The organism is Nocardia sp. NPDC006044, from assembly GCF_042871115.1.
In the GTDB taxonomy this organism is placed as follows: Bacteria; Actinomycetota; Actinomycetes; order Mycobacteriales; family Mycobacteriaceae; genus Nocardia.
In genome coordinates this window covers 460,102-471,342 of the sequence record NZ_JBIAID010000003.1, presented here as the reverse complement: position 1 = coordinate 471,342, position 11,241 = coordinate 460,102, and the positions used below count along the sequence as shown (strand labels likewise).

Genomic DNA, 11,241 nt, shown 5'->3' with positions numbered 1-11,241 from the left:
ATGTCCGGTGAACGCAGGATCGAGGTGGACACCACGCGATTGCGCGGTGCCGCGGCCAAGATGGAGGAGGTCGGCAAGAAGACCGAGGACATCATGACCACATTGCGAAACAACTTGCAGGCCAGGGGGTTTCCGTTCGGCACCGACGACTACGGGGACAAGTTCACCAAAGGCGACAAGGGTTACACCAAGTCCGCGGAGAACCTGCTGACCGGTGGTGACAACATGACCGATTCGACGAAGAAGTTCAGCAAGGGCATGAACGGCGCCGCGGACAAGATGGACAACATGGATTCCGGGAATTCGTGAGGAGTGGCTGACTAGATGACCGATCCACACCAGCACCCTCCGGCCGAGGCCGGTGCCACGCCGGACGTCGCCTTCCGGCTCGGCGGCCTCGGTTCTTCGGGGGCGAATCCGGGCCCCGAGCTCTCCGATTCGCCGGTGCCGCAACCCGAACCGGAACCGGTCTCGGCCGAACCGACGGCCGAAGATCAGGCCGCCGAACTGGCCCAGCGAATCGCGCAGGAACTGGCGGTCGCCGGTCCCGAAGGCTGGCGGCGGATGGCGGCGGTTTTCGCGCTCACCGTCGCGGGCGGGGTGCGGACCGCCGTCTACTTCGACGAGGCCGACGGGGCCGTCCGGATCGAGCCGTCGGACGAGATCATGGAACTGGTCCGGTGGCAGCGCGAGGCCTCGGCCCCGCTCGGCGACGGACCCTGGTGGCGGCTGACGATGCAGTTCGACGTCAGCGGCCGGCTGGAACTCGACTACGACTACGGCGACGAGCCGTTCCCGGACGAGCACCTGCTGGTGCCCGAGGCGTATCTCGCCGATCTCCAGGCGTTTCCGCGCCGGCGGTTGCCGATGTGGCTGGCCGCCTACCTCGGCCACGAGAATCGGCAGTGGCGCTCGCCCCAGCAGGCGGCCGCGCAGGCTCGGGCCGACCGGGAGTCCGGTGTCGGCGCGACGCGGTCGGCGGACGACTTTCCGGTGCTGCCCGTGCTGTGGGCCCGATGGGCGACCATCGCGGCCACCTTCGTCGCCGTCGGTTCCGAGTGGGGTCCGCGGATCCAGCCCGCGCTCGGCATCTTCGAGGGCTCGGCGCGCAGCGGGTCCACGCTGTATGTGCTGCCCGGCGGCCGGGCCATTCTGTCCGGCGGCGTGTGGAATGCCCCGGAACTGGACGCCGCGTACAACGAGGGTGCGCCACATCCGGACCTGTACGCGGGCGCGCCGGAGTGGGTGGCCAACCAGGTGCTCAACCCGCGGGCGGCCCGCGGGTTGATGTCGTTCTGTTACTGGTGGGAGGACGACAGCTGGTATCGGGGTGACTCGCCGACCGCGGATCTGCTGAGTCCCGCCGTGCCGGGCATCTGGACCGACGAGACCGTGATCGACGTGGTGTGTGGCGTGCTCAGCGACGATCCGAGCGACGAACTGCGCACCGCCGCGGCGACATTGGTGGCCGCCGCGGAGGCGGGCGTGGTCACGCGCGACACGGTGACCGCACTGTTCACCGACCCGAACGACGACATCGACGGTGCTCTGTACCAGCTGTCGCTGGCGGGGTTGGTGACCAAGGTGCCGGCCGCACTGGCGCAGGATCACGCGCCGTCGCGCTAATGTGACCTCCATCACATCCGTTTGAGTGTGCCGTACCGGCATGGTCTCTGCTGGGTAGGAACTGAAATCCTTGTTGCTCGGCTGGATTCGAATGTGAGGGATTCGTTTGGCACCGCAGCAGTGTTCGGGTGTTGATGGGGCGGGGCCCGGAGAACTACGACTACGCATGTTGGGGCCGGTCGAGGTGTGGCTGGGGAATCGGCAGCTCGACATCGCGGCGCCACAGCTGCTGGCCGTACTCGCCATGCTCGCGGCCGAGCCGGGATCCACGCTGTCGACGACGCAGCTGGCCGCGCGCCTGTGGGCCGACCGGCCGCCGAAAACCGCGGCCAGCGTGCTGCGCAATCATGTGCTCGTGCTGCGTCGGCTGTTCGACGCGCACGGGCACGCGGGTGCCGGGAGCGAGTGGCTCGCTTCGACGCGCGGTGGGTATCGGCTGGACCTGCCGGTCGAGTTCGATGTCGTCGCGGTCGAGGAACTGATCGCGGCCGCCGAATCCGATCGCCGCTCGGGTTCGGTCGACGAGGCGGACGCCAAGCTCACCGTCGCACAGCAGATGTGGCGCGGGGATCCGCTGATCGGGCTGCCCGGGCCGTGGGCCGAGGGCGAGCGTGCCCGCTTGAGCCGGCTGCGCTTGGCCCTGTATGAGGTCGGGGTCACCGTCGCGCTGGATCTGGGGCGGTATTCGGTCGCCGTCGCGGAGTCGGAGGCGCTCATCGCGGCCGACCCGCATTGCGAGCGCTGGTACGAACTGCTGATGCTCGCGCTACACCGCAGCGGGCGGCGGGTCGAGGCGCTCGACGTGTATCGGAAAGCGCGCCGGGTGCTGGCCGACGAGCTAGGGCTCGAGCCCGGTCCGCAGCTGGCTCGGCTGCATCAGCAGATCCTGTCGGCGGAGGCGCCGGACGCGGGCGAAACCGCCGAGCTGTCCACCGCTGCAACGGATTCCGGTCCCCGGCGGATACCGGCGCAGTTGCCGCCCGATCTGGCCGACTTCGTCGGCCGCGAAGGCGTGGCGCACGAGCTGGCCGAGGTCTTGGACGCGGACTCCGACCACCGCCCGGTGATCGCCATCACCGGGCTGGGCGGTGTCGGAAAGACCACGCTCGCAGTGCATCTCGCGCATCGCGCGCGGAAGAACTATCCGGACGGCGCGTTGTATCTCGATCTCGGTGGGCTGGACGAACATCCGCGATCGGCCGACATGCTGCTGGCAGTCGCGTTCCGCTCGTTCGGCATCGAGGCGGCTGAGCTGCCGTCGGACCTGGCGGAACGAACCGCACTGTGGCGCAACCTGGTCGCGGGCAAGCGCATTCTGCTGGTGCTCGACAACGCGCGTGACGTCGAACAGCTCGCACCGTTGCTGCCCGGCTCCGGCACGGCGGCGGTGCTGGTCACCAGCCGTTCGAGCCTGGCGGAACTGTTCGATGCGCGACTTGTCCCGCTGGACGTCCTGACCCCGGACGAGGCGTGGTCGCTGTTGGAGCGCATGGTGTCGGTCCGGCGGCTGCGGGACGAGCCCGACGCGGCGCGCGCCATCCTGCGCGCGTGCGGGCATCTGCCGGTCTCGCTGCGCATCGTCGGTGCGCGACTGGCGAGCAGACCCACGTGGCGGCTCGCCGCGGTGGCCGAGCGCCTGGCCGACGAGCGCGGCCGCCTGGCCGAACTCTCGGTCGGCAACACGAGCGTGGAACTCGTGTTCCGGGAGAGTTACCGCCTGCTCACCCCCGAGGTCGCCCGCGTCTTCGTGCTCGCCGCGTTCTCCGACGCGCCCGATCTGTCGGTCGCCGCGATCGCCGCGCTGATCGACCGGGATCGGACCGAGACCGAGCGGCTGTGCGAAACGCTGGTCGACCTGGGCATGTTGCAGACGCCGGAGCGGAGTCGCTACCGGTATCACGACCTGCTGCGGCTGTTCGCCCGCGGTGTGGCCGATCCGGCGCAGCGGGCGGAATGGTCGGACGCCCTGCGCAGGCTGATCGACTTCTATCTGGCCAGCGCGAAAAACATTGTGGAACTGCGTGATCCGGGTGTCGGCACGGACTACTACGCCGCGACCTGCGTGGCCGGGCAGTCGTTCGCGGACGAACGGCAGTGTGCCGCATGGGCAAAGGCGGAACGGTTCGGGCTGGTCGCGCTCTATCGGCAGGTCGCCGAGGTGCCCGACGCCCGAACCCGCACGCTCGCCGTCGATCTCGCGCTCTCGCTGGCGGTGGGCGGCGACGCGGGCGAGCACCTGCCGCAGGTGGCGACCGTGCTGGACACGTTGAGCCGGGCCGCCGAGCAGGACAATGATCAGCAGACCATGGGCCGCGCGCAACTCGCCGCCGCGGTCGCCCGGTTGGTCGGCATGGGCGATCTGGACGCCGCGCGCGTCCTCCGGCAGGTGGGTGCGCTGCTGCGGGACCTAGGCGATCTGGCCGGCGCGGTCCTCGCCGAGCAGATGCTCGGCACCGCCATGGCGTACCAGGAGAACGTGGACGTCGCCGCGGAACACTTCCGGCGCGCCATCGAACTCGGACGCGAGGGCGGAAACCAGTGGAGCGAAGGCATGGGCTGGGCAACCCTCGCCCGCACCTACTGTGACGCCCGGCGCTGGCCGGAGGCCGCCGAATCCGCCGAACACGCTCTGTGTATCGCGCGGCTGGTCGGCAGCCTTCGGCTCGAGTCGATGGCCCTGCACGAGCTCGGCTTCGCGACGCTGCACCGCGGCGATCCGGTGACCGCCAGACAGCTGTGTGAGCAGGCGCTCGAGGTGGCCCGCCGGGACGGGCGCCGGCATCAGGAGGGTTGGGCGCTGGCCAGATTGGCCGAGGTCGCGCTCTACAGCGGCGACGCCGAGGCGGCGGTGCCGATCGCCGCGGAGGCCGTGCGGGCGCTCACCGAGGTCTCGGCCACCGTGCGCCGCCTGCGCGCGATGCGGGTGTACGGCCGCGCGCTGACCGCGGTCGGCCGCACCGACGAGGCCGAGCCGATCTTGCGGAAGGTCGCCCAGCTGAGCAAGCGCATCGGACTGGCCGGCCCCGACCGGTCGTCGCCGCGTCCGGTCAACGGCTCCTCCGCGTTGTTCGCGTTGTCGCGAAGCAAATAGCGGATTCGCGATGCGCGGAAACCTATCCGAAATCGGGGTTCCCTTAGGGAACTCAGAGTGCTACGTTCTTGGAGTCTCTTGAAGGAACTCTGAAAGGCATATCGAGATGAGCAAGGACTTCAGCGCCGACACCGCGTCGGCCGACCAGGTCGATTCCGTACCTCGCACCCTCGACCCGGAAGTGCGCCGAGTGCTCGACGGCGCACCGCACGCCCACCTCGCCAGCCTCCTGCCCGACGGCTCGCCGCACGCGATCCCGGTCTATGTCGGCACCGACGGGGACCATGTCGTCATCCTCACCGGTCCCGGCAGCCGTAAGGCCCGCAACCTGCGCCGCGATCCCCGCGTCGCGCTCTCGATGACCCCGGCGGAGAAGTTCTTTCAGCCGGTGATCATCCGTGGCAAGGTCGTCGAATGGCTGACCGGCGACGCCGCCTGGCCGATCATCGACCGCCTCGCGATGAAATACACCGGCAACCCGTACTCCCGTGATCTCGAGCGGGTCGTCGCCCGGATCGAACCCGACTACCAGAGCGCCGGCTGAAGCGTCTCCTCGCCGCCGCATCGAGCCGAATGTCGTTCAGCTGCCGGTGCTTTCCCGGATCTCCAGCGTGAACGGGATCTGAATGTCCTGGATGGCAAAGGTTTCGGTGCCTCGGCGGCGGAGCAGTTCGACCGCCGTGCTGGCGATGGCGGACTTGTCCGGCGCGATGGTGGTCAGCGACGGGACGCTGAACGCGCTCTCCTCGGTGTTGTCGAAGCCCACGATCGCCACATCCTCGGGGATGCGCATGCCCCGTTCGGCGACCCTGCGCATCGCGCCGAGGGCGAGCAGGTCGTTGAAGCAGAAGACCGCGTCGGGCGGTTCCGGCAGATCCAGGAGATGATCCATGGCCTCTGCGCCGTCGCGCCGGTGATACTCCAGCGCCGTCACGATCAACTCGCTCCGCTCGAGAATTCCGTTCTCGGCCAACGCCTCCCGATAGCCGAGGAGGCGAAGCGCGGCGGTGCCGCGGTGCGGGTTGTGGCCGATCGCCGCGATGCGCCGGCGGCCGATCCGGGCGAGGTGACCGACGGCGGTGCGGGCGGCACGCACGTTGTCGATGGCCACGTGGTCGAAGGGGACGTCGACGGCGTGCTCGCCGAGCAGCACCAGCGGGACCGCGGGGGACAGCTCGGCGAAGTCCGCGGCCTCGAGCGCCTGCGGGCTGACGATCGCCCCATCGATCAGGTAGGGGCCCATCGATGAGAGGGCGTCGCGTTCCTGGCCCCGGACGCCCTGGGTCTGTTCGATCAGCACACCCCACTCGTGCCGGTGGGCGGCGGTGATGACCAGGCCGGTCAGCTCGGCGAAGTACGGGATGCTCAGCTCCGGCAGCACCAGCGCGATGAACCCGGTCCGTCCCCGCCGCAGATTGCGCGCGCCACGGTGCGGCCGGTAGCCGGTCGCCTCCAGCGCCGCCAGCACCTTGCGCCGGTTCTCCGGTTTGACGAAGTCGTACCCGTTGACCACGTTCGATACCGTCTTGATGGAGACGCCGGCAAGTGTCGCAACATCTTTGAGCGTGGCGGCCACTGCGCTGCTCCTCCTCGCCATCGGCCCGATCCACGGAAACCGAACTACAACGGTTTTCTCCAAACTACTTACAACGTTGTTCCAACGTTGTAAAACTCATCTAACGCCTCGCACGGCAGCGAGGACCGGGTCGCGCTCCGGCCCTCGACGCCGGTGCCCTGGAGGAGTTACCGATGCCCGTCACCAAGACCCACGCGATCGTCGTCGCGGTCACCACCGCGGTCGGCCTCACCCTGTCCGGATGTGCGAAATCCGAGACGGATTCGTCCGCGCCGACCGGGGCCGGCCCCGCGGCGTCCGCGGCCGCGACTCAGCCGAGCGGGCAGTCGACCTGCACCCTGGCCCAGACCGGCTATCCGAAGATCGACCCGAAGACGGCGAAAATCGGCTTCTCCCAATCGGAGAAGGAGGCCAACCCGTTCCGGATCACCGAGACCGCGTCGATCAAGGCACAGGCCGCCGCGCTGGGCATCCCGTCCGGCAACCTGCTCGTCACCAATGCCCAGAGCGACCTGAACAAGCAGATCAGCGATATCAAGTCGCTGCTCGACCAGGGCGTGCAGGCGCTGATCGTGGCCCCGCTGAATTCGGACGGCCTGCAACCGGCGCTGGACGCGGCGAAGGCCAAGCAGGTTCCGGTCATCACCGTCGACCGCAAGGTGACCTCCCAACCCTGCACGGACTACCTGACTTTCATCGGTTCCGACTTCGTCGAGCAGGGCAGGCGCGCGGCCGATCAGATGATCCGGGTCACCGGCGGCCAGGGCAAGATCGCGATCCTGCTCGGCTCCTCCGGCAACAACGTCACCACCGACCGGACCAAGGGTTTCAAGGACCGGCTGGCAGGCACACCCGGGCTGACCATCGTCGCCGAGCAGACCGGCGACTTCGATCGGTCCAAGGGACTGTCGGTGATGGAGCAGCTGTTGCAGAGCCACCCGGACATCACCGCCGTCTACGCCGAGAACGACGAGATGGGTATCGGGGCGGTCAACGCGATCAAGGGTGCGGGCAAGAAACCCGGAACCGACATCAAGATCGTCTCGGTGGACGGCACGCACAACGCGGTGCAGCTCATCGTCGACGGTTCGTACAACGCGGTCATCGAGTCGAATCCGCGCTTCGGCCCGCTGGCTTTCCAGACATTGCAGCAGTTCCAGGACGGCGCCGCCATCCCGGCGACGGTGATCATATCCGACGACGAGTACGACGAGACGAACGCCGCCGCGAAGGCGGCCAACTCGTATTGATCACGCCGGCAAGCAGGTTCCGATGATCGAACCGGTCCTCGAGGTGGTCGAGGCGCGCAAGGAGTTCGGCGGCACCCGCGCGCTCGACGGCGTGAGTTTCGCCCTGCGCCCGGGTGAGGTGCATGCGCTGGTCGGGGAGAACGGTGCGGGCAAATCCACCCTGATCAAGGCGCTGACCGGCGTCTATCAGCTCGACGGCGGAGAGTTGCGCTATCGGGGCGAACCCGTCGTGTTCCCGACGCCGCTGCACGCGCAACGCGCGGGCATCTCCACGATCTACCAAGAGGTCGATCTCGTCCCGATGATGAGCATCGCGCACAACGTCTTTCTCGGGCGCGAACCGCGAAATCGGTGGGGGCTCATCGACCAGCGGAAGATGTTCCGGATGGCGGCCGAACTGCTGGCCGGATACGGCGTCGTCGACGATGTGCGCCGGCCGCTGCGCAGTCTCGGCGTCGGCGCGCAGCAGATGGTCGCGCTGGCCCGCGCGGTGTCGATCGACGCGCGGGTGGTCATCATGGACGAGCCGACCTCGGCGCTGGAGCCGCGCGAGGTGGAGACGCTGTTCGCGGTGATCGAGCGCCTGCACGAACGCGAGATCGCCGTGGTCTACGTCAGTCACCGGCTCGACGAGCTCTACCGAATCTGCAACCGGGTCACCGTCTTACGCGACGGCAAGCTGGTGCACACCGGGCCGCTGGCCGAACTCGAGCGGCTGCCGCTGATCGCCATGATGCTCGGCCGCGATATCGGCGAGCTCGAGGCACATGGCGCGACCAACTTCAGCGACGATCGGCACGCCACCGCCGAACAGGTGTTGCGCGCCGAGGATCTGGCCCGCAGGCATCGGCTCGCCGGTGTCTCGGTCTCCGCCCGTGCCGGTGAAATCGTCGGGCTGGCCGGGCTTCTGGGTTCCGGGCGCAGCGAGACCGCGCGCGCCATCTTCGGGGCGCTGCCGCTGGATCGGGGCACGGTCGTCGTCGGCGGCAAGTTGGTTCGATCCGGCAGCACGCCCGCGTCGATCGCGGCCGGGATCGCCATGCTGGCCGAGGATCGCCGGGTGGACGGGATCATTCCGGAGCTGTCGGTCCGGGAGAACATCGTGCTGGCGGCCTTGCCGCGGCTGTCCCGGTTCGGCTTGGTCAGCCGTGCGCGACAGGACCGGATCGTCGACACGTTCATCACCAGGCTGCGGATCAAGGTGGCCGGTCCGGAGCAGAAGGTATCCGAACTCTCGGGCGGGAATCAGCAGAAGGTCATGCTCGCGCGCTGGTTGTGCCTGCAGCCCAAGCTGTTACTGCTGGACGAGCCGACCCGCGGCATCGACGTCGGCGCCAAGCTCGAGGTGCAGGCGCTGATCGATGAACTCGCCGACGCGGGGCTGGCGGTCGTGCTCATCTCCTCGGAGTTGGAGGAGTTGCTCGACGGCGCCGACCGGCTGCTCATCCTGCGCGACGGGGCGACCGTCGGTGAACTCGCCGGCGATCAGCTCACCGAGGGCAATGTGCTGGCCGCGCTCGCCGAGGCGCCGGACGCCGTCGAAGCCGAAGGGGCGACGCATGATTGAGCAGGTGACGGTCCGGCGCCCACCCGCCTGGCGGGGCCGGGCCACGGTCTGGTTACAGGCCTACGGGGTGTACGCCGCGCTCGGCGGGCTGATCCTGTTCAATCTGGTGGCCACGTCGAACTTCTTGACGCTCACCAATTTACGCACCCAGCTGCTACAGGCCGCGCCGGTGATCATCGTGGCGCTCGGCATGGCGCTGGTGATCGGGACCGAGGGCATCGACCTGTCCGTCGGCGCGGTGATGGCGCTGGCCGCCGCCATGATTCCGCGATACCTCGGCTACGGGCCGGCGGCGGCGGTGCTCGTGGCGCTGCTGATCGGCTTGGCGGCGGGAGTTTTCAATGGAATTCTGGTGGCGCGCATCGGTATTCAACCCATCATCGCCACGTTGGCACTGCTGGTCGGTGGGCGCGGGCTGGCGCTGGTGATCGCGAACGGGCAGCTCGTCGACATCAAGAACGCGTCCTTCCTCACCCTGGGCTCCGGTGATCTCCTCGGCGTGCCGTTCAGCGTGCTGATCGCGGCGGTGCTCGCGATTGGCACCGGATTGCTCATTCGCCGAACGACATTCGGCCGCCAGCTGGTGGCGATCGGCGGCAACCGATCCGCGAGCGAGCTGGCGGGGCTGCCGGTCCGGCGGGTGCTGGTCACCGTCTACGCGATCTGCGGTGTGTTCGCCGGGCTGGCGGGGGTGCTGGCCACCGCCCGGCTGCACGCCAGCGATCCGGCCGATATCGGTCTGCTGATGGAGCTTTCGGCGATCACCGCGGTCGTCGTCGGCGGCACGCCGTTGACCGGCGGCAAGGTCAGGGTGGTCGGCACCGTGGCCGGCGCGTTGCTCATGCAATTGGTGCTGGCCACCCTGATCAAGCACGATCTGCCGTCTTCGACCGCGCAGATGGTGCAGGCGGTCATCATCGTCGCGGCCGTGTACGTCGCGCGGGAGCGGAACAGCCGATGAGCACTACGATCCGATCGGCCGATCGCCGGGCTCGCTCCGGCGCGCCCGCCGAGTCGGCTGTGCGCAGGAGCGCACGACTGCTCCTCGAGTTCTTGCAGAAGCAGCCCGCGGCGGTGGTTTTCGTCGTGGTGGCGGCGGTCGCCTGGGTGGCGCTGCCGCATTTCGGCAGCGTCACCGATATGCGCGATCTGGCGATGCAGAGTTCGTTCCTGGCGGTGATCGCGCTCGGCATGACCTTCGTGATCATCTCCGGTGGCATCGACCTGTCGGCGGGGTCGGTGTACGCGCTCGGCGGGGTGCTGGCCGCGTACGGATCACAGTGGGGGTTTCTGGCTGCGCTGTTGTTGCCGCTGGCGGTCTGCGGCCTGATCGGGATGATCAATGGGCTGCTGGTGGCGCGGACCGGGATGGCGCCGTTCATCGTCACGCTGGCGACCCTGCTCTTTGCCCGCGGGTTGTTGCTCGCCATCACCGACGAGGGCGCGACCACCTTCAAGATCGAGCGGGGGCAGGCGTTCCTGGAGATCGGCCGGGGGACACTGTTCGGGATCGGGTATCCGGTCTACCTGACGTTGATCCTGTTCGCGGCCGGGGCGGTGCTGCTGCGCCGGACGGCCTTCGGTCAGGTCGTGTTCGCGACCGGCGGGTCCGAACGGTCGGCCGTGCTCATGGGTTTGCCGGTGATCCGCACGAAAATCATGGTTTACACGCTCAGCGGGCTACTGGCCGGCTTCGCCGGGGCGATGACCGCGGCCTATCTGGAATCCGGGGTCACCGTGATCGGCGTGGGCACCGAGCTGGACGCGATCGCCGCGGTGGTGATCGGGGGAACGCTGCTCACCGGTGGGGCCGGCACGGTGATCGGCACCCTCTTCGGCGTTCTGTTGCGCAATGTCATCCAGGACATTATCAACGAGATCGGCACCCTGGACAGCAACTATCAGTCGGTGGTCAGCGGCGCGTTCCTGCTCGTGGTGGTCGTGTTGCAGCGGCTGCTCGGGTACGTGCGCCGGGAGTGAGATCGCCGGTCGCGGATCGCCCCTGTCGCCCGCCGTTGGCTTCTTTCTCGATAGCTGGGTAACATCTAGCAAACACAATCCGATAAGACGTCTGACCAGATTGGATCACGGTTAAGGAGACTGCAATGGACGTGAATAATCCCGAAGGCGC

Annotated in this window: 9 protein-coding genes; 8 read left to right on the top strand and 1 reads right to left on the bottom strand. The window is 68.4% G+C overall.

The genetic code is table 11. From position 1 onward, the window contains the following. The 4 genes from ACFYO1_RS26715 (at position 1) to ACFYO1_RS26700 (ending at position 5,261) form a co-directional block, all read left to right on the top strand. Positions 1–309, top strand: coding sequence for a hypothetical protein (locus ACFYO1_RS26715; RefSeq protein WP_387236445.1), 309 nt, complete (start codon positions 1–3; stop codon positions 307–309). 15 nt (positions 310–324) lie between these two features. After that, positions 325–1,626, top strand: coding sequence for a hypothetical protein (locus ACFYO1_RS26710; RefSeq protein ID WP_387236443.1), 1,302 nt, complete (start codon positions 325–327; stop codon positions 1,624–1,626). Between the two features lie 166 nt (positions 1,627–1,792). Beyond that, positions 1,793–4,717 carry a BTAD domain-containing putative transcriptional regulator gene (locus ACFYO1_RS26705; protein WP_387236441.1) on the top strand — a complete coding sequence of 975 codons (2,925 nt, stop codon included), beginning with the start codon at positions 1,793–1,795 and terminating at the stop codon, positions 4,715–4,717. Between the two features lie 106 nt (positions 4,718–4,823). Further along, complete coding sequence (locus tag ACFYO1_RS26700) at positions 4,824–5,261, top strand: TIGR03618 family F420-dependent PPOX class oxidoreductase (RefSeq protein WP_387236439.1); 438 nt, start codon at positions 4,824–4,826, stop codon at positions 5,259–5,261. 36 nt (positions 5,262–5,297) lie between these two features. On the opposite strand, the gene ACFYO1_RS26695 is transcribed toward ACFYO1_RS26700, so the two are convergent. Next, positions 5,298–6,293, bottom strand: a complete 996-nt coding sequence (locus ACFYO1_RS26695) for a LacI family DNA-binding transcriptional regulator (protein ID WP_387236437.1) — start codon at positions 6,291–6,293, stop codon at positions 5,298–5,300. A gap of 173 nt (positions 6,294–6,466) precedes the next feature. Between ACFYO1_RS26695 and ACFYO1_RS26690 the strand changes: the two genes are divergently transcribed. Genes ACFYO1_RS26690 through ACFYO1_RS26675 form a run of 4 tightly spaced genes read left to right on the top strand, consistent with a single transcriptional unit; the run spans position 6,467 to position 11,090 of the window. After that, entirely contained in the window at positions 6,467–7,543 is a 1,077-nt protein-coding gene (locus ACFYO1_RS26690; protein WP_387236435.1) for an ABC transporter substrate-binding protein, read from the top strand. Between the two features lie 22 nt (positions 7,544–7,565). Next, a complete protein-coding gene (locus ACFYO1_RS26685) occupies positions 7,566–9,110 on the top strand; it encodes a sugar ABC transporter ATP-binding protein (RefSeq protein WP_387236432.1) in 1,545 nt (514 codons plus the stop codon). Beyond that, positions 9,103–10,071: an ABC transporter permease gene (locus ACFYO1_RS26680; RefSeq protein WP_387236429.1), complete on the top strand. Its 969-nt coding sequence runs from the start codon at positions 9,103–9,105 to the stop codon at positions 10,069–10,071. Before ACFYO1_RS26685 ends, ACFYO1_RS26680 begins: the two co-directional genes overlap by 8 nt. After that, on the top strand, positions 10,068–11,090 hold the full coding sequence (locus tag ACFYO1_RS26675; RefSeq protein WP_387236426.1) for an ABC transporter permease: 1,023 nt from the start codon (positions 10,068–10,070) through the stop codon (positions 11,088–11,090). Before ACFYO1_RS26680 ends, ACFYO1_RS26675 begins: the two co-directional genes overlap by 4 nt. The last annotated feature ends 151 nt before the right edge of the window (positions 11,091–11,241 follow it).

Excerpts from the sequence above, each read along its gene's own strand:
- ACFYO1_RS26715 (WP_387236445.1), top strand. The coding sequence starts at position 1 with ATGTCCGGTGAACGCAGGATCGAGGTGGACACCACGCGATTGCGCGGT.
- ACFYO1_RS26710 (WP_387236443.1), top strand. The coding sequence starts at position 325 with ATGACCGATCCACACCAGCACCCTCCGGCCGAGGCCGGTGCCACGCCG.
- ACFYO1_RS26705 (WP_387236441.1), top strand. The coding sequence starts at position 1,793 with ATGTTGGGGCCGGTCGAGGTGTGGCTGGGGAATCGGCAGCTCGACATC.
- ACFYO1_RS26700 (WP_387236439.1), top strand. The coding sequence starts at position 4,824 with ATGAGCAAGGACTTCAGCGCCGACACCGCGTCGGCCGACCAGGTCGAT.
- ACFYO1_RS26690 (WP_387236435.1), top strand. The coding sequence starts at position 6,467 with ATGCCCGTCACCAAGACCCACGCGATCGTCGTCGCGGTCACCACCGCG.
- ACFYO1_RS26685 (WP_387236432.1), top strand. The coding sequence starts at position 7,566 with ATGATCGAACCGGTCCTCGAGGTGGTCGAGGCGCGCAAGGAGTTCGGC.
- ACFYO1_RS26680 (WP_387236429.1), top strand. The coding sequence starts at position 9,103 with ATGATTGAGCAGGTGACGGTCCGGCGCCCACCCGCCTGGCGGGGCCGG.
- ACFYO1_RS26675 (WP_387236426.1), top strand. The coding sequence starts at position 10,068 with ATGAGCACTACGATCCGATCGGCCGATCGCCGGGCTCGCTCCGGCGCG.